Source organism: Gilliamella sp. B2923 (assembly GCF_026536565.1).
In the GTDB taxonomy this organism is placed as follows: Bacteria; Pseudomonadota; Gammaproteobacteria; order Enterobacterales; family Orbaceae; genus Gilliamella.
Window position 1 is genome coordinate 598,018 of sequence record NZ_JAFNNZ010000001.1, and the last position, 18,334, is coordinate 616,351.

General features: G+C 36.1%; 15 protein-coding genes and 1 riboswitch. Of the genes, 10 read left to right on the forward strand and 5 right to left on the reverse strand.

Features of this window, described 5'->3' with window-relative positions:
- Positions 1-14: 14 nt before the first annotated feature.
- The 3 genes from J3U42_RS02565 to J3U42_RS02575 are packed head-to-tail and all read right to left on the reverse strand — an operon-like array spanning position 15 to position 1,507.
- Positions 15-650, reverse strand: a complete 636-nt coding sequence (locus J3U42_RS02565; RefSeq protein WP_267335354.1) for a thiamine diphosphokinase — start codon at positions 648-650, stop codon at positions 15-17.
- Positions 651-669: 19 nt separating this feature from the next.
- On the reverse strand, positions 670-1,131 hold the full coding sequence (rimI, locus tag J3U42_RS02570; RefSeq protein WP_267335356.1) for a ribosomal protein S18-alanine N-acetyltransferase: 462 nt from the start codon (positions 1,129-1,131) through the stop codon (positions 670-672).
- A complete protein-coding gene (locus J3U42_RS02575) occupies positions 1,106-1,507 on the reverse strand; it encodes a DNA polymerase III subunit psi (RefSeq protein ID WP_267335358.1) in 402 nt (133 codons plus the stop codon). The genes rimI and J3U42_RS02575 overlap by 26 nt, the downstream gene beginning before the upstream one ends.
- An 89-nt stretch (positions 1,508-1,596) precedes the next feature.
- Here J3U42_RS02575 and rsmC point away from each other — a divergent pair, with 89 nt between their 5' ends.
- Positions 1,597-2,634 carry a 16S rRNA (guanine(1207)-N(2))-methyltransferase RsmC gene (gene rsmC / locus J3U42_RS02580; RefSeq protein WP_267335359.1) on the forward strand — a complete coding sequence of 346 codons (1,038 nt, stop codon included), beginning with the start codon at positions 1,597-1,599 and terminating at the stop codon, positions 2,632-2,634.
- A gap of 218 nt (positions 2,635-2,852) precedes the next feature.
- On the opposite strand, the gene hemN is transcribed toward rsmC, so the two are convergent.
- Both hemN and yihI read right to left on the reverse strand, forming a co-directional pair.
- On the reverse strand, positions 2,853-4,253 hold the full coding sequence (hemN, locus tag J3U42_RS02585) for an oxygen-independent coproporphyrinogen III oxidase (RefSeq protein WP_267335360.1): 1,401 nt from the start codon (positions 4,251-4,253) through the stop codon (positions 2,853-2,855).
- Positions 4,254-4,542: 289 nt separating this feature from the next.
- Positions 4,543-5,043 carry a Der GTPase-activating protein YihI gene (gene yihI, locus J3U42_RS02590; protein ID WP_220217690.1) on the reverse strand — a complete coding sequence of 167 codons (501 nt, stop codon included), beginning with the start codon at positions 5,041-5,043 and terminating at the stop codon, positions 4,543-4,545.
- Positions 5,044-5,208: 165 nt separating this feature from the next.
- Here yihI and coaA point away from each other — a divergent pair, with 165 nt between their 5' ends.
- From coaA to ndk, 9 genes are all read left to right on the forward strand, one after another.
- Positions 5,209-6,144, forward strand: a complete 936-nt coding sequence (coaA, locus tag J3U42_RS02595; protein ID WP_220217689.1) for a type I pantothenate kinase — start codon at positions 5,209-5,211, stop codon at positions 6,142-6,144.
- Positions 6,145-6,161: 17 nt separating this feature from the next.
- Positions 6,162-6,599, forward strand: a complete 438-nt coding sequence (locus J3U42_RS02600; protein WP_267335361.1) for a DUF1090 domain-containing protein — start codon at positions 6,162-6,164, stop codon at positions 6,597-6,599.
- Positions 6,600-6,855: 256 nt separating this feature from the next.
- A riboswitch (PreQ1 riboswitch) is annotated at positions 6,856-6,900 on the forward strand.
- A 2-nt stretch (positions 6,901-6,902) separates the two neighbouring features.
- Complete coding sequence (gene queF / locus J3U42_RS02605; protein ID WP_220217687.1) at positions 6,903-7,376, forward strand: preQ(1) synthase; 474 nt, start codon at positions 6,903-6,905, stop codon at positions 7,374-7,376.
- 27 nt (positions 7,377-7,403) lie between these two features.
- Entirely contained in the window at positions 7,404-8,063 is a 660-nt protein-coding gene (gene queC, locus J3U42_RS02610; protein WP_267335363.1) for a 7-cyano-7-deazaguanine synthase QueC, read from the forward strand.
- Between the two features lie 21 nt (positions 8,064-8,084).
- Positions 8,085-9,245, forward strand: coding sequence for an acyltransferase family protein (locus J3U42_RS02615; protein ID WP_267335365.1), 1,161 nt, complete (start codon positions 8,085-8,087; stop codon positions 9,243-9,245).
- 117 nt (positions 9,246-9,362) lie between these two features.
- The gene (locus tag J3U42_RS02620) at positions 9,363-10,049 is read left to right on the forward strand and encodes a 7-cyano-7-deazaguanine/7-aminomethyl-7-deazaguanine transporter (RefSeq protein ID WP_220217684.1); all 687 of its coding nucleotides are present in this window, start codon (positions 9,363-9,365) and stop codon (positions 10,047-10,049) included.
- Positions 10,050-10,328: 279 nt separating this feature from the next.
- Positions 10,329-15,416 (forward strand): alpha-2-macroglobulin family protein, encoded by a 5,088-nt coding sequence (locus J3U42_RS02625; RefSeq protein ID WP_267335367.1) that lies wholly within the window; start codon positions 10,329-10,331, stop codon positions 15,414-15,416.
- Positions 15,417-15,536: 120 nt separating this feature from the next.
- Positions 15,537-17,834, forward strand: a complete 2,298-nt coding sequence (pbpC, locus tag J3U42_RS02630) for a penicillin-binding protein 1C (RefSeq protein ID WP_267335369.1) — start codon at positions 15,537-15,539, stop codon at positions 17,832-17,834.
- Between the two features lie 15 nt (positions 17,835-17,849).
- Entirely contained in the window at positions 17,850-18,272 is a 423-nt protein-coding gene (ndk, locus tag J3U42_RS02635; protein ID WP_220217681.1) for a nucleoside-diphosphate kinase, read from the forward strand.
- The last annotated feature ends 62 nt before the right edge of the window (positions 18,273-18,334 follow it).

Sequence of the window (18,334 nt, forward strand, 5' to 3'; positions counted from 1 at the left end):
TGTAAATGTTATTGTCAATTGCTTAAGTAAAAATTTTCAATAAAAATTAGTAACGTACCTGTTTCAATAACAACTTCAACTACGTCTGAAATGGCTTTATTGCGTACACTCACCAACCCACCAAAAGTTAAATTTTGATTGATTAATGGATAGGCAACACCGGTCACACTCACCCCGGTCGCTTGGCAAAATGGCAGTAAGGAAATAATCCGATCTTTTACTTTATGAATTGTTTGTCCGGATTTGGCAAAAAAGAAGTGACAACTATTGTCATAAAAAGTGATATTAAACTGCTGATGATATTGCAGCGCCACCGATAAATTACCTAAAAAATGGTCACTGCTGCGCCCGGCAGCGCCGTATACCGTAAAGGTTGTTATACCTTTATCGGCAAGAAATAAGATCGCTTTTTCAAAATCAGTCTTATTTTGATCGGGAGTATGAATAATTTGGGTTGTGCAAGGCACGGAGCCCTTAGCATCAAAACTATCTAAATCACCAATAATAAAATCGGGGATGATTGCTGTTTGCGACAGATAATTATGGTAAGCGCCGTCAGTACAAGCAATATATTGATAGTTTTGAAGATCTATAGGGTAATGCTCTGGCGGCTCACCATTAACAAAAAGTAATGCCTGCTGTTTTTTCATCAAACCCTCCTTGAACGCCTTATAGGGCTAATGTATATGCCATGATTATGGCATCTTCTTGCTTACCATCAGTGGTTGGATAATAATTTTTGCGAATAGTTATTTGGTTAAAGCCCAGTGAATAATATAAATTAATGGCAGCGGTATTTGATTGTCTGACTTCCAACCAAAGGGTTGAAATTGGCATTGGGGTTGTTATTGCCATTAACTGATCAATTAAGTGGCTAAGTAGTGCTTTAGCAAATCCTTGATTTCTGTAATCAGGATCAACAGCAATATTAAATAAATTCGCTTCATCGGCCACCTGTTGGCAAATACAAAAACCAACAATTTTATTATCGATAGTGATTTTAAAATTTAAATAGCGCTCTCCTTGATTCGAAAAAAACGTCTGTTGTGACCATGCAATAGCATGACAACGCTTTTCTAAAGCAAACGCCTCGTCTAAATCAGCTTCAGTTAGGGTGGAAATAGTCTTCATATTGACATAATTGATGCCATAGTTGGCGTTTTTGTTGTGGTGCATTAGCAAGTGTCTCTAAACTGGTGGTTGTGATAATTAACTGATTTTGCCAGCGCTCATCCGGTTGTGTATCAATAAACCAAACCACTTGTTTGATTTCATCAGGCGATACGATTAACTGCGCAGGAGTGAGCACCAATACTTGGTCTTGGTCAAGATTAATGGCTCTTAAAATGTCAAAATAGATTTTCTGCATCGGTTTTTGTTCGGCAACCACAATTAAACGGATTTGGTCGCTAATCTGTGTTGCCATTTCGCCTTTAAAAACAGTTGGTTTACGCAAAACGTACTGCGTAATTTGGCATTGTTGCAGATACCAATCTTGTTCAGTCATTATCAATTACGGTTTTTTTGTTAGAGATTAAGAGGGCTTAATTGTATAATCATCCACTAAAATTATAAAGGTTTTTTCATTGAGGTAATATGGCAACATCTGCTTACACTCCCGCCAGTCAGGTTATTGAACGACATCAAACATTTTTTAACGATAAAAATGTGATCATCGCTGGCGATATTCAAGATAGCTACCCAACTGTTTTATCCGCTAAACAGGTCAAAATTCATTGCACGCAGTTTCATACTTATTTGCGTTTAAAAAATAGTCATCGTGCACAGGTCAGCTTCTCATTACTGCCCGAAGCTGAGTTTTATGTTGGCATGGATACACTAATCTATTATTGGCCAAAAACCAAAAGTGAAGCCCAGTTTCAGCTCTCTTATTTATTGCATAATATGCCTAAAGGCAGCGATATTTTTATCGTCGGTGAGAACAGAACAGGTGTAAAAAGTGTTGAAGCACTGTTGGCCGATTTTGGCACAATCCAAAAAATTGATAGCGCAAGGCGCTGTGGCTTGTACCATTTTCAAGCTGAAAGCCGGTTAGCATTCGAGCTTAGCCAATGGTGGTTAACTTATCATTTAACCATTGATAATCATGATATTGAAGTAAAAAGTTTGCCGGGCGTGTTTAGCCAAAAAGGGTTAGATGCCGGAAGTGAATTACTGCTAAATGCACTGCTTGACCGGCAAGATATTGTCAAAGGTCAAGTATTGGATGTTGGGTGCGGATCGGGGATCTTATCAACCGTCATCGGCAAACTCAATCCGGACGTTGATTTAACGTTATCTGATGTCAGTAGTGCAGCGCTTGCTTCAAGCAATGCGACGTTAGCTGCAAATCAGCTTAAAGGAACAGTGGTGGCGAGTGATGTCTTTTCCAATTTAACGGATAAGTATCATCTGATTATTTCTAATCCGCCTTTCCATGACGGCAAGGAGACCAGCTATACCGCTGTTAATACCTTGATTAAAGAAGCTAAAAAACATCTTAAACTTAATGGCTATCTATGTATTGTGGCAAACTCATTTTTACCGTATCAAGCCATTTTAGATGAAACGTTTAAAAGTGTTGAATTGATTGCACAAACAACTAAATTTAAAGTCTATTTAGCCAGTCACTAAGAAGGTATGTTGCTTTGATTGAAAGTCAATTTAATCAAAGCAACAATTGGTCAATTTTCTCGATTGATATTAGCACTAAAGGCAATTGGAGAAAGTAGGGAAAAGATTCAGCAACAAATCTAAAACCGAAATCTTCAGTAGATAACAATTTGGGCTGTCATGCTTTACCTACTGCTGTGTTGCAATGATAAGGCTATCTAAAATTACTCTGTCTAACGTTAAATCACCCTTGAAAACTGTTGCTGACGAGCCATACGGCGCATATAGGTATCAAAGCACATACAGATATTGCGAATCAATAAATGACCTTTTGGCTGCACTTTAATAACATGTTGACGAATGGTGACTAAGCCGTCGTTTTCAAGCGGTTTTAACAAAGCGAGATCTTGAGCAAAATAGTCATCAAATACAATATGATATTGTTGCTCAATAGTGGTTTTATCTAAGTAAAAATGGCAAATGAGTTGCTTAATAACATCACGGCGGATCTTATCATCAAGGCTTAAATTAAACCCTTTCCATAAACCATTACCTTTTGTAGCAATCTGATTTTGATAAATCTTGAGATCTTTTTGATTTTGCGCATAACTATCGCCAAGCATACTAATCGCCGATACCCCAAGTCCTAATAAGTCAGCTTCTCCTTGTGTGGTATAGCCTTGAAAATTACGGTGGAGTTTATTTTGTTGTTGGGCAATGGCGAGTTCGTCGCTCGGTTTAGCAAAGTGATCCATACCAATAAATTGGTAACCTGATTGCGTTAATTTTTCAATACTGGTTTGTAAGATTTGCAGTTTTTCGCTTGCATTCGGCAGATCATAGTCTTTAATTTTACGTTGAGCGGCAAAGCGTGAAGGTAAATGAGCATAATTAAATACGCTTAGTCTGTCCGGCGAGATATCAATCACTTTATTTAACGTTTCGGTAAAACTTGCAACCGTCTGTTTGGGTAAACCATAAATCAAATCTAAACTGATTGAAGCAAAATGGTTTTTACGTGCTTGTTTTATCAATTGACGAATTAAGTTTTCGTCCTGTTCACGATTGATTAAATTTTGGATTTCATGATTAAAATCTTGAATTCCCATACTTAATCGGTTAAAGCCTAAATTAGCTAAATGGTCGATTGTATCGGGCGTTATTTCACGTGGATCGATTTCAATCGATAGCTCGGCATCATCAGCAAAATGAAAATGCTGCTTAAGCGATGCCATAAGTCGTGCTATTTCCTCATCGGTTAAAAAGGTAGGGGTGCCGCCTCCCCAGTGCATTTGTGATACGGTGCGGTTTTTAAATAGCGGGGCACGACTTTCGATCTCTACATCAAGCGCATCTAAATATTGGGTAACTTTGTGTGTTTGCCGGGTGATGAGCTTGTTGCATCCGCAAAAATAACAAAGTTTATGGCAAAACGGAATATGGATATAGAGCGATAATGGGCGATCATGATAGCGTGTCGCTGCGGTGATAAAATCTTGCTCATTGAAACTCTCATTAAACTCGAGCGCCGTTGGATAAGAGGTATAACGTGGGCCGGAATAATTGTATTTTTCAATTAACGCTTGATCCCATAACTGAGTTTGCGTGGGATTATTTTGATTTAAACCTGAATTTGACATTGCTTTTTTTATAACCTTTTTCAGTGGCTTTATATTTTGTCTTTGATCTGGTTTTCATTTTGATTCGATTGGTCTTATGTAAAAATAATAACACGCAAATAAGTAACCCAAAATATAAACTTAACATAATTAACATTGGCATTATGATTGGCTCACCGGAATAAATTTATTCATAATCAAAATACCTATTTAAGGTGTAATTAACAGGTAGAATATAATTAACCGTCATTATATTCTACCCAATAATATTGATTATATTACAACTTAATTGAAAAATGGTTAAGATGAATTAATTGCGCTTTAACAAACTGACTATATCTTCTTTCTTGTCTAGCTCGTCTTCAAATTCGTCAAAATCTTCGTCGGTATAACCAAGCTCTTGCATCAATTGATCGATACGATTTAACTGCTTATCCAGATAATTTTGCTGTTCGGCAGTTAGCTTATGATCTTGTTCAACCAGATCGAGTAGCTGATCAAGTTTTGGATCATTTTCCAACTGTTCTAGCTCTTGCTGTGGTGTTAAGGTTTGCTTAACAGGCTTAGATTGTTTAACAGCCGGAGTGTGGGTTGCTTGTGGTTCAACCACTAATGATATCGGTTTTTTACTGCCTATTCGAGGGTCTTGACTAACTGAGTTTGCCTTTTTTTGGCGATTGTCACTATCGCCATTAAAGCGTGAGCCGCTCGGTAACCCTTTGTGTTTGCGTTTACGCTTCAATTCACGAGATGCTTCATTAATCTCTTGACGCGTTTTTTTGGGTTTTTGTTTCGATTTATTTTTTAACATACAATCTCTGTCTAATTTGACTAAATATTTACCTGCTATATTTTAACAGTAACTGATGAATATAGCTATGATGAACACGCTAAGTGAAATTCTGATTGTAAAACATGGCAATTGTGTATAATCTGAGCCCAATAATTTGTTAGTGTGAAGCAGTGAGAATATAACATGAACAATCATTTGAGCCCTTATATGCAATTTAGCCGTCAAGAGTGGGCAAGCTTGCGTAATGCGGTACCAATGACTTTAAGCTCAACCGAGCTAAGCTCCTTACAAGGGATTAATGAAGATCTATCTATGGATGAAGTAAGTGAAATCTATTTACCTTTATCCAGATTGCTCAATTATTATATTAACAACTGTTTTAGTCGACAGGCAGTATTGGCCAAATTTTTAGGTAAAAGCCAAAAAATACCTTATGTCATTAGCATTGCCGGTAGTGTAGCTGTAGGGAAAAGTACGACAGCGCGCGTATTACAAGCGCTGTTAACACGTTGGCCTGAACATCGAAAAGTGGCATTAGTGACTACTGATGGATTTTTATATCCCAATAAATATCTCGAAGAACGAGGTATTATGAATAAAAAAGGCTTTCCGCAATCGTATGATATTAAAAAGCTGATCAACTTTGTGGCCGATGTAAAATCCGGTCAAGCGAAAGTTAAAGCGCCGGTTTATTCACATTTAGTTTACGATATTGTTGAAAACGAAGAGATTATTGTTGATAGCCCAGATATTCTCATTTTAGAAGGTTTAAACGTGTTACAAGGCACCATTAACTATCCGCAAGCGAATAATCGAGTATTTGTTTCTGATTATGTGGATTTTTCGATCTATGTCGATGCGGAGTTGTCGCTTTTACATGATTGGTATGTCAATCGATTTTTAAAATTCAGAGCAGGGGCATTTAGTGATCCTAACTCTTATTTTAATCACTATTCTCAGCTCCCGGAACAAGAAGCGATTAATATTGCCAACCGGCTTTGGCACGAGATTAATGAATTAAATTTAATTGAAAATATTTTACCGACTCGTGAAAGAGCCAGTTTAATTTTAACAAAAGGTAAGAATCACCAAGTGGATTGTGTGCAGTTAAGAAAATAAACTTAAGAGGAAACATTATGAAATCAATAATTAAGTCGTCTGTAAGTAAGTTTACACTGCTTTCATTTTTAACAACACTTACCCTAGGTGTTTGTGCAGCAAACGTTGATGATCATCAAGGGCAGACTTGTGCCGGCAAAAAAGAGGCGATTGAAGCGCAAATTGCTGAGGCACAAAAAACCGCTAATCTTGAGCCTGTTCAAGGATTAGAAAAAGCATTATTAAATGTCAAAATGCATTGTAATGATGATAGTTTAGAGGCCGAATATAAAAAAGATATTAATGAAAAAACTGAAAAAGTTGCCGAACGACAAAAAGATTTAGCTGAAGCAAAACTCAAAGGCGATGAGCAAAAAATTGCCCAAAAAACCTCGAAATTAAATGATGCTGAAAAAGAGTTAGCGCAAGCTAAAGACAAATTAGACAATTTTTACAAAGAACTGAAATCAAAATAAACGCTATTTTTGCAAGCTTTAATCTCTATTATCCTACAAATTAGTCATCCTAAGCAGAGTAACTATGTGAGTTATTTTGCTTATGATGACAACTCATTAACTTAATACGCATTGATATTGAATAAGCAAAATGACGGCGTTTTCTATGTAAATCCAGTTTAATTTAAATCCAGTGTAATTTGCCTTCACACCGTTATGGTTAGTTATTCACAAGCAGGCTGGACTTTTAGAACAAAAAAAGGTAAGGTGTGCGCCTTATCACGTGGTTCGTAAACCTCCCACGCAAAAAAACTAAGGAAAATTATGAGTAACGTTACACTACTAGGCGATCAGTCTGTTCGCTATCCAACTACCTATTGTCCGGAAATTCTCGAAACGTTTGACAATAAACATCCCGGTAATGACTATTTTGTTAAATTTAATTGCCCGGAATTTACCAGCCTTTGTCCTATCACAGGTCAACCTGATTTTGCGACGATTTATATTTCGTATGTGCCGAATATTAAAATGGTCGAAAGTAAATCACTTAAGCTCTATTTATTCAGCTTCCGTAATCATGGTGATTATCATGAAGATTGTATTAATATCATCATGAAAGATTTGATTAAATTAATGGATCCAAAATACATTGAAGTCTGGGGTAAATTTACACCTCGTGGCGGTATTTCTATCGATCCATATGCAAATTACGGTAAACCCGGCACTAACTGGGAACAAATTGCGCTTAATCGTTTAGCTAATCACGATCTTTATCCTGAAAAAGTCGATAATCGTTAATCTCATCATCCTAACAGGAAATTTTTAATGCAACATCGTAAAGCACTTGTGATATTTTCTGGTGGGCAAGATTCAACCACTTGCCTACTGCAAGCAATTGCTGATTATGGGCGTGAAAACGTTGAAACAATCAGCTTTCAATATGGTCAACGACATGCCATTGAGCTTGAAAAAGCCAAATGGATTGCTGACGATCTTGGTGTAAAGCAAACCGTCATTGACACTTCAGTGATTAAACAAACGACCAATAATGCCTTGATTGATGACTCGCAAGAGATTAAATCAGCTCAAGAAGGGAATTATCCTAATACTTTTGTTGACGGGCGTAATATGCTATTTTTATTGTTAGCCGGGTGTTATGCCAAACAGCAAGGTATTAAAGATATCATTATTGGCGTATGTGAAACCGATTTCAGTGGTTATCCGGATTGTCGAGATATCTTTATTAAATCCATGAATGTCTCGATGAATTTAGCCTTGGATTACACGTTTAACATCATCACCCCATTAATGTATCTGACTAAAGCGCAAACATGGGAAATGGCTGATAAACTCGGTTATCTTGATTATATCCGGCAACACACTCACACTTGTTATTATGGGGTTGACGGCGGATGTGGTCAGTGTCCTAGTTGCGAGTTACGTGACAAAGGGTTAAATGAGTATCTAACCCATAGCACTAGATAGCATTATTTAAAGGGGAAATGCATGTCTGACAATCATCAACGATTAGTCTCATTGGATGTATTGCGAGGAATGACCATTGCAGGAATGATTTTAGTGAATAATCCCGGGTCGCCAAATGCTATTTATCCTTTACTTAGGCATGCTAAATGGAACGGGCTGACTTTTGCCGATCTCATCTTTCCATTATTTATGTTTATTATGGGAGTGTCGACTTATATTTCCTTAAATAAATTAGAATTTAAGCTTAATAAGATTCTGCTAATTAAAATTTTGAAAAGAACGCTGATCATTTTTGCTATTGGATTATTCATTGCTTGGTTTTCGGGTTTTCTTGCTTTGTATAAGCATTTTAATTGGCTGCCGTTTCATGAGCGGATGGTTGAATCTTTGTCTTGCATAGATCAAATCCGAATTATGGGCATTTTACAACGTTTAGCGATCTGTTATTTGTTTTCTTCTCTTATTATTTTATGTTTTGATAGAAAATATTTGCCTGTTCTGATCGTTCAAATATTACTCTTTTATTTTTTCATCTTATATTTGGGCGACGGGTTTGAGCAAAAAAATAACAACATTATTGCTAAAGTCGATAGAATGATTTTGGGTCAAGAGCGTATGTATCTGGATAATGGTATGTATTTTGAACCGGAAGGGGTATTAAGTACTTTTCCGGCCATTGCTCAAGTCCTTATCGGCTTTTGTATAGCCAAACAAATATTTGCAACTAATGTCAATGTCGACAAAATAAAAATCTTGATTAAATACGGAATAATTTTTTCAATAATAGGGTTTATTTTAAGTTTTATCTGCCCAATTAATAAAAAAATCTGGTCACCGTCATTTGTATTGGTGACTTGTGCTATAGGTTGTGTCTTATTTGCCTTATTAATTTGGTTGATTGATATCAAAAAATACAAAAACGCCGTTCATTGTTTTATCCCCTTTGGCATGAATTCTTTATTCATTTTTGTTGTCGCCGGTATTATTTCGATTATAACGCGTAGAATGACGCTGGTTTTTCATTCTGATTCACTCAGTTTGCGACAATTTCTGTATTCAAAAGTTTTAGCGCAATATTTTGGAAACTATCCCAGTTCTTTTATCTATGCCTTATTCATTGTCGTGATTTGTTGGTTGATTGCTTTTATTTTATATAAAAAGCATTTTTTTATAACAATTTAAAAATATTAGATATCGATGTAATTAAATTCGGCTTATCCGACATTTTTAACCTTAATTACATCATTTTTACGTTAAAGATTATGGGTTCTCTCACCCCATTTAAAAAAGGAAACGAATATGTATTTGAATATTCACTCTGAAACACTTCAGAACAAATTTAATTCAGCTCAGCAGCGCAAGGCGCTTTGCTGGCTCTCTTTTTTTCATATTTTAGTTATTGCATCAAGCAATTATCTGGTACAAATCCCATTTGATATCTTCGGTTTTCATACCACTTGGGGAGCATTTACCTTTCCATTTATCTTTTTAACCACCGATTTAACCATTCGGGTATTTGGTGCTAGTCTTGCCAGAAAAATTATCTTTGTTGTTATGATACCGGCATTACTGTTCTCTTATTCCATTTCGGTTGTGTTTTTTGAAGGGCATTGGATGGGATTTTCAGCTTTATCTGATTTTAATACTTTTGTTTTTCGAATAGCATTAGCCAGTTTTGCCGCTTATTTGGTTGGGCAGCTTATGGATATTACTGTGTTTAATTATTTACGTAAAAATAAAGCATGGTGGGTTGCCCCTTCGGCATCAGCGGTGTTAGGTAATGGTATAGATACTATCGTCTTTTTTGCCATTGCCTTTTATCAAAGTAGCGACGAATTTATGGCCAATCATTGGATCGAGATTGCTGCAATTGACTATAGTTTTAAAATTTTGATTTGTGGATTATTCTTCTTACCGCTTTATGGTGTAATTTTAAATTTGATCTTAAAAAGATTAATTTCGAAGCCTAAAGTGAGTCAATTTTAATTCTTTGCTTTAATTAAGTTAACTTACTTGAATTTAAACCGCAAAAATCATTAAAAAATCCTAAAAAACTCATCTTATGTTTTGCCCATTTAGATGAGTTTTCTCTCAAAGATTCGAATTCTAAATAATCTTTATCTCAAAAGGGTTATTCATTAATTCTCTTTTTTTCAAAATTTTTTAGAAAGCGCTTTGTCTATTGGTCAGTACAGTGCATAATATATACAAAAAGTAGTATATATAATTCAAAGAAAATTAAAATAATTAAGGAACGGTGAAATAATGAAATTTATCAAGAAGTTAGCTGTTTTTAGTGTATTTCTGGCTCTTTCCGGTTGCGATGATAGCAATCAGAATCAAAATGTTGGAAGTGAGCCAATCGATAACAATTCCCAAATGCAGTCGGCTAGTAGTTCTATTGCACCCACTGAACAACAATCCACCAACAAACCGAATTTTTCGCCTACATCTGAATTAATTCAAAAGTATAACGGCAAACAATTGAAAGTTATTGATGCTTCTGAAGCAATTATTGATGGTTCAAGCACATTGGTCGTTACTTTCTCTGTTCCTATTAATCCACAACTCAATTTTTCTAATTTACTAAGACTAGTGGATACTGAAAAAGGGACTGTTGATGGTGCATGGGAACTATCAAACGATGGATTGCAATTAAGACTTCGATATTTAGAACCAAATCGTAGATTACTATTAACAATTGATAAATTGCTATCAGGCATCAATGACAGTCATTTACAAAGTGTTTATCAAACTTATTTGACGACAAGTTCTCGCGAGCCTATCATCAAATTTACTAGTTCAGGTATTTTACTACCAAGTAAATCAATGAGTGGAATCCCTGTAACAACGTTGAATGTCAATAAAGTTGATATTAATTTTTTTAAAGTGAAGCCAGAAAAATTCGCCTCTTTTTTTTCGAACAGCCGTAATCTATCAACTTCTGTTGATGCTTACGATTTTAATTATATGAAACAATATTTCGATTTAGTTTATTCCTCTCGCTTTGAGCTAAATCCTAAACCAAATGTTCAGGAAAATATGTTAATTAATATTTCTAATATACCTGAGCTTAAAGAAGAAGGTGTCTATTTAGCGATAATGACTAAGACTGGCGATCTCGTCAGAGCCGCTCCATCCTCTGTTTTTTCAATTAGTAATATTGGTATTTCAGTTCATAAGTATTCAAATAAAAATCTACTGGTAATGACCCATGCACTAGATGATGGAGCACCATTAGGCAATATTAAAATAACATTACATAGTATTGATGATAGTAAGGGCCCTATCACTGTAAGAACTGATGCAGAAGGTTATGCAGAAATTTCAATGCCAGATAGCAGTTATTATTATTTGACGGCAAGCGATGATCAGCAAATTTCATTTGTTGACGTCAGATTTAATGGTTTAAATCTGACGGATTTTAATCTTTCCGGTGATCGATATAGGGATAAACAACTTTTTGTTTTTGGTCCTCGTGATTTATATCGTCCTGGTGAAACAATCTTTTACAATGCGCTATTGCGTAATGCCGACGGTCAGATATTACCTGATCAACCAATTGTTGTTGAAATAAAAACACCAGAAGGACGATCTATTGGGAATGGTTCTATACCAAGTCAATCTGATAACCATGGATTATATCAATTCAAATATACTATCCCTCTTGATGCAGCAACCGGTAAATGGTCGCTTCAATTTAATGTAGGTGATGATAAAGAAAATATTACCTATTTTAATGTAGAAGAATTTTTGCCGGAACGAATGGCTTTGGACATTAATTCGTCGTCATCTAAACCTATATTAGCTAATGAAGATGTTAAATTTGATATTAAAGGTCGTTATCTATATGGGGCTCCAACTTCGGGCAATACGATTGAAGTAAGAGCATACATGAAAAAAATTGATAAGCTTGCCGGTTTAAATGATTTCATAATAGGTCAGTATATTGAAGATAGAGATTTTGATGAACTTTTCGATGAAGAAAAAAAATTAGATTCAAATGGTGAGACAGTAATAAAGACTTCATCAGAAGACTTTAAAGAACCAACATTAATTGGTGTGTCAGTTAGTTTACTCGATCCTGGCGGTCGACCTGTTACTCGTAATGCAACTCAACAGGTTTGGCCAACAGAAAACATGCCAGCTATCCGTCCAATGTTTTCTAAAAGCGAATATTATAATTATAGATCAGATAGTTATAATGAACGCTACACAATAGATAAGGATAAGACCGCTGAATTTGATATAGCGTACATCAATACCGACGGTGAAAAATTGGCGACCAATAATCTTACCACACGCATTATCAGAGAACGCCGTAATTATTATTGGTCTTGGGAGAATTATGGTGGATGGAGACAAGAATATAAAACCAATCAGTTTGTCGTTCAAGAAGAACAATTATCGATTGCCTCTGATAATGTTGCAAGAGTAAGTTTTCAACCTAATGAATATGGTTCATATTTAATTGAGGTTGTTGATAACAAAACAGGTGCGAAATCAAGCTTGCGTTTTTGGTCAGGCTATGATTGGCAAGATAATACTGATGGTACAAATGCTTTACGCCCAGATCAAGTGAAATTAAGTATTGATAAAAAAGGCTATAAACCAGGCGATATAGCTAAAGTTCATGTTCAAGCACCAGTTGCAGGTTCGGGCTATATTTCACTCGAAACTAATGATGGAACGATTTGGAAGAAAGATATCACGATTGATGAACAAGGGCTTGAGGTTGAAATACCAGTTGAAAATTGGGAACGTCATGATGTTTACATTAATGCGATGATCGTACGCCCGACAACTGATAGTAAAGTTCAGACAGTAAAACGTGCAATTGGTTTACTTTATTTACCTATCGATACTAGCGAACGCCAATTAACTTTTACTATGGATTTACCAGCAAAAACAGAGCCTGAACAAACTATTCCGGTTAAAATTAAATTGGATAAACAATTTATTAAGGAAGATAGCAATATAACTGTTCTGGTATCAGCAGTGGATTCTGGTGTATTAAATATTACTAATTTTGCCACACCTGATCCTTATGCCTACTTCTTAGGTCGTAAACGTTTTGATGTTGATTACTATGATGTTTATGGCAGATTAATTGAAGGCTCGGGTCGAAATGTAAATCTCAGCTTTGGTGGTGATGCCGTATTTGAAAACAGTAAGAAGAAACCACTAAATGATGTTAAAATTATTGCTCAACAACTCGATACCGTTCAACTTGATGAGAATGGCGAAGGCATAATTGACTTACCATTACCAAAATTTAATGGTGAACTACGCATTATGGCGCAAGCATGGGATGATGACCGTTTTGGTAAAGCTGAACAAACTATGACCATTGCAGCACCGATTGTTGTCGAGTTAACTAAACCGCGATTCATGGCAGGTGGCGATAAAGCATTATTAGCTTTGAAGTTACATAATATGACCGATGAAAAGCAAACTTTGCAAGTAAACATTTCAAGTGATGGGTTAATATTCCCGGATTTATCTCAAACAACTGAAGTGACACTTGATAGTCTACAAAAAGATATCATATACATTCCGGTTACCGCCGATTATGGTTTAGGGCATTTTTCTGTAAATACCAATATTAAACAAATAGGTGATGAAAATCATAAATATGAAACTAATGATCAATGGACAATCGGTGTCAGACCTGGTTATTCTCCTACTAACATAAATTATGTATTTGCACTTGATAGTGGCGAGAAGTGGAAAATGGATACTAATGTCTTAAATGATTTGATTAGTAATTCAGTTGATGCAAAATTGGTTGTCTCAACTACACCACCACTTAATATTGCACAATACATTAAAGAGTTATATGCATACCCTTATGGCTGTTTAGAGCAAACCGTTAGCGGATTATATCCTTCTTTATTTGCTAATAACTCCGCTCTTGCAGCAATGGGAATTGCTACAGAATCAAATGAAACTCGCCGTTCGAAAATTCAAAGAGGCATTTCACGCATATTAGGTATGCAACGAGATAATGGCGGTTTTGGATTGTGGAGTAGTGAAAGTGAAGAAGAGTTTTGGCTAACTGTGTATGCAACAGACTTCTTGTTGGAAGCGAAAGAACGAGGCTATGACGTTCCTTGGTATCCACTTGACAAAGCAGTTTCTCAACTTAAAAAATATGTTTATGACAACTCATCAATAGATGATAGAGATAATTATTATCGTAGTCGTAAAGTCATTCATTATAATCAACTTGCTATTAAAGCTTATGCCTTAATGGTATTAGCTAAACAAAATCAACTTGACTCATCGGTGCGTAACGAAATCAATTCTTTGTATCAACAAGTCAAAAGAAACGACGAGAATTTCGTAATATCACCTTTACCTGTCTTGCAGTTAGCTGTTGCGGCTAAAAAAGCAGGTTTTGAAACAATCTATGAAGATATGCTTCAAACAGCAATGAAGACTTCTTATCAAGATACAGATGAATGGGTTGGAGATTATGGCAGTGAAATACGTGATAATGCATTAGTATTGGCATTATTAGTTAGTAACCAAATAAGTTCTAATAATATCTCTGATTATCTTGTTACTTTATCCGATTTACTCATGGATAATCGTTATTTATCAACGCAAGAATTGGGGGCTTTATTTATTGCAGGTCTGTCAGTTGAGGAAAATAGTGGTAAAGATAGTTTTACGTTTAAAATTAATTCGGAAACCGAAAATGCGGGTTCAACTTTAAACAAATCTTATGACTATGATGATCTCATTGATGGATTAACCCTAACCAATACAGAAAATGATAAACTGCTTTATGTTAAATTGACGGTATCTGGTTATAATAAAATTCCACCTGTACCAACAGAAACAGGTAATGAGATTAAAATTGAACGTAGTTATTATGATTTGAAAGGCAATAAAATTGATCCTTCTGAATTAAAAATAAATAGTTTAATGGCGGTTGTGTTAGAAGTATCAAGCAAAAAAGATATTCCTGATGCAATGATTATCGATTACTTACCTGCTGGTTTAGAACTTGAAAATCAAAACTTAACTAATAGCAGTATTAATCTATCATCACTACCTCAACTTGCTAACTTACTCGATGGTGAAGATAGCAGTAATGTGAAATATCAAGAGTTCCGCGATGATAGATATGTGGCGGCAGTTGATGTTGATGGCTACACAAGTAATGGCCAATATACTTATCACAAGCGTGTCGCATATCTTGTAAGAGCAGTGACACCGGGTAATTTTGTGGTACCAAATCCATATGTTGAGTCTATGTATCGCCCATCGATATTTGCTATTGGCCAATCACCGGAAATTATTACAATTACATCCGATCAAACGGAACAACCGGAAGTTGAATAATCAGTCAGTATCACTGAATTGAAGTGATTGAACGATACAAACAATTAAATACCCGCCAATAATAATTGGCGGTATTTTTATAATTAAAATAATTTTATTAATTAAATGTGACAGCTAAAAATGAAAAAGCGTCTTAAGAAAATTTTTCAGTTTTTTGTACTTTTTATCCTTTTTTTAATCGCTGTTTTTTTTATTGCAGATTTCCTTTTTCCAATTTCTGTAACAGCTAAGAAAAATACTCAAACGGTTGTTGCGCAAGATAATACACCCTTATGGCGCTTTGCTGATGAAAATGGCATTTGGCGTTATCCGGTCACTCTTGAAGAAGTACCCGATTACTACCTTGATGTGCTATTGAACTATGAAGATCGCCACTTTTACAACCATTTTGGTGTCAATCCGATATCCTTATTTCGTGCTGGTTGGCAAAATATCAGCAATAATCGAATCGTATCTGGCGGTAGCACGATTTCAATGCAAGTAGCCAGATTGTTATATCCTCATGATCGCACGCTAACGGGCAAACTTAAGCAGATTTTTCGAACGCTACAGTTAGAGTTACATTATAGTAAAAAAGAGATTCTTAACTTATACATAAACCATGCCCCTTATGGCGGAACTATCGAAGGTATCGGTGCGGCCAGTTGGTCTTATTTTGGCAAACCACCAAGTAAGTTAAGTCGTAGTGAAGCTGTTTTACTTGCGGTGTTACCTCAAGCTCCTAGTCGATTGCGTCCTGACAGGTATCCTGAGCGTGCTCAGCAAGCTCGAGATAAAGTTTTAGATCGTATGGAAGAATTTCAAGTATGGCCTAAAGAGATTATCGAGCAAACTAGACAAGATGAAGTTTGGGTTAAACCTCGTGAAGCGCCAAAAAATGCCCCGTTATTGGCTTATCGACTTTCACGACAGTATCCAAATGATGAAATTATCCATTCAACTATCGATTTGTCATTGCAAAGAAATTTAGAGGATATGGTCATTAACCGCAAAAAACAGTTACCGCCTAATGCGTCAATGGCTATTTTGGTTGTAGACCATACCGATATGAACGTTAAAGCTTACATCGGCTCTGTTGATTTTAATGATCAAAATAGGTATGGACAGGTCGATATGATCAGTGCTTTACGTTCACCCGGTTCAACCTTGAAACCTTTTATGTACGCCTTTGCTATCGATGAAGGTATGATCCATTCTGAATCGCTATTGCAAGATGTTCCGCGTATGAGTACAGATTATCGGCCGACCAATTTTGATGACGGTTTTTATGGACCAGTTAGCGCTTCTGAAGCACTTAAAAAATCGTTAAATCTGCCAGCAGTGCAATTAATAGAACTCTATGGACCTAAACGGTTTACCGGTAAACTAGCTTCTGTTGGCTTGAATTTATCCTCAATCGAAAATATTCCTAATCTTTCCTATATTTTGGGTGGTGCTTCATTGAGAATGGATGAACTTGTGAGTGCTTATAGTGCTTTTGCTCGAAAAGGTAATGCCAGCTCACTGCGTTTTATCCAAAACGAACCATTAACGAGCCGTCCGCTTATCTCAGAAGGTAGTGCATGGATGATCCAGAAAATGCTGGGAAATGTCAAACAAATGGTATATAAGACCGGTACAAGTTATGGCTATCGTGATGCTTGGGCTGTGGGAATTAACCCACGCTATATCGTGGGTGTATGGATAGGGCGCCCCGACGGAACGCCAGTTTTAGGACAATATGGCTCTGTATCAGCCTTACCGATTTTATTGCAAGTAAATTCATTATTGCTTAATAAAGAAAGGCGACTTAATCGCCCACTTCCGGTGTTTAAACAACCCGATTCAGTGACGGTAGAGTCAATTTGTTGGCCAATCGGGCAACCATTGCCTGCTGATGACGAAAATTGTCACCGACAAAAAAGAGCTTTTGTACTTAATCATATGGTGCCACCAACACTTGCCACATTAAATCAACTGAAAAATAGTGCTTATCGTTCTGGCTGGGTAGATATTTGGGTCAATGAAGAAAATAAACGTGTTGCCTCTGACTGTGAAGGCGCTAAAAAGAAAACATTAGCCTTATGGCCTGTTTCACTGGATAACTGGTTATTATCGAAAGAACGTAGAGAAAACCTATTGCCACCGGTTGATCCCAATTGCCCTGTTATGGGACAAGATATATTTTCTCCTCTGAGCGTTGACGGACTGGAAGAAAATCAATTGATAAGAGCGCTACCGGGTGAAACTCAAGTGACTATTGATTTAAATTCCGATGGGGGGTATGGTAAAAAAACGTGGTTTTTAGATGGCAACTTTATTGTCCAATCTGAAGGTAATGAAAAGATCGCATTACCGATAACTAAACGAGGAAATCATAAATTGCTGGTAATAGATGAAAGCGGACAAATTGTTCGAATCAAATTTACCTTTGATTAACAGGATTGGTGAAACATGACAATAGAAAAAACACTATCAATCATAAAGCCTAATGCGGTGAAAAAAAACCTAATTGGTGAAATCGAAATGAGAATTTCACAAGCTAAATTCAAAATTGTAGCCTTAAAAATGCTTCGATTAACTAAAGAGCAAGCGGAAGGTTTTTACGGCGAACATCAAGGAAAACCTTTTTTTGATAATCTGATTAGATTTATGACATCCGGCCCAATTATTGTGCAGGTACTGGAAAGTGAAGACGCTGTTAAGCGTTATCGTGATCTAATGGGACCAACAGATTTATCTAAAGCTAATGCCGGCACTCTACGTGCCGATTTTGCTGATAGTGTAACTGAAAATGCTGTCCATGGATCTGACTCATTGGCAAGCGCTCAAAGAGAAATTGCTTATTTTTTTGTAGATAGTGAGATTGTTGCTTAATCAAGTTTTACTGCTAATTACAAATCTCTTTGACCGGTAGCATGGCGCTTATCATGATTGTA

Coding starts and splice junctions, on each gene's coding strand:
- J3U42_RS02565 (WP_267335354.1), bottom strand. CDS start 650: ATGAAAAAACAGCAGGCATTACTTTTTGTTAATGGTGAGCCGCCAGAG.
- rimI (WP_267335356.1), bottom strand. CDS start 1,131: ATGAAGACTATTTCCACCCTAACTGAAGCTGATTTAGACGAGGCGTTT.
- J3U42_RS02575 (WP_267335358.1), bottom strand. CDS start 1,507: ATGACTGAACAAGATTGGTATCTGCAACAATGCCAAATTACGCAGTAC.
- rsmC (WP_267335359.1), top strand. CDS start 1,597: ATGGCAACATCTGCTTACACTCCCGCCAGTCAGGTTATTGAACGACAT.
- hemN (WP_267335360.1), bottom strand. CDS start 4,253: ATGTCAAATTCAGGTTTAAATCAAAATAATCCCACGCAAACTCAGTTA.
- yihI (WP_220217690.1), bottom strand. CDS start 5,043: ATGTTAAAAAATAAATCGAAACAAAAACCCAAAAAAACGCGTCAAGAG.
- coaA (WP_220217689.1), top strand. CDS start 5,209: ATGAACAATCATTTGAGCCCTTATATGCAATTTAGCCGTCAAGAGTGG.
- J3U42_RS02600 (WP_267335361.1), top strand. CDS start 6,162: ATGAAATCAATAATTAAGTCGTCTGTAAGTAAGTTTACACTGCTTTCA.
- queF (WP_220217687.1), top strand. CDS start 6,903: ATGAGTAACGTTACACTACTAGGCGATCAGTCTGTTCGCTATCCAACT.
- queC (WP_267335363.1), top strand. CDS start 7,404: ATGCAACATCGTAAAGCACTTGTGATATTTTCTGGTGGGCAAGATTCA.
- J3U42_RS02615 (WP_267335365.1), top strand. CDS start 8,085: ATGTCTGACAATCATCAACGATTAGTCTCATTGGATGTATTGCGAGGA.
- J3U42_RS02620 (WP_220217684.1), top strand. CDS start 9,363: ATGTATTTGAATATTCACTCTGAAACACTTCAGAACAAATTTAATTCA.
- J3U42_RS02625 (WP_267335367.1), top strand. CDS start 10,329: ATGAAATTTATCAAGAAGTTAGCTGTTTTTAGTGTATTTCTGGCTCTT.
- pbpC (WP_267335369.1), top strand. CDS start 15,537: ATGAAAAAGCGTCTTAAGAAAATTTTTCAGTTTTTTGTACTTTTTATC.
- ndk (WP_220217681.1), top strand. CDS start 17,850: ATGACAATAGAAAAAACACTATCAATCATAAAGCCTAATGCGGTGAAA.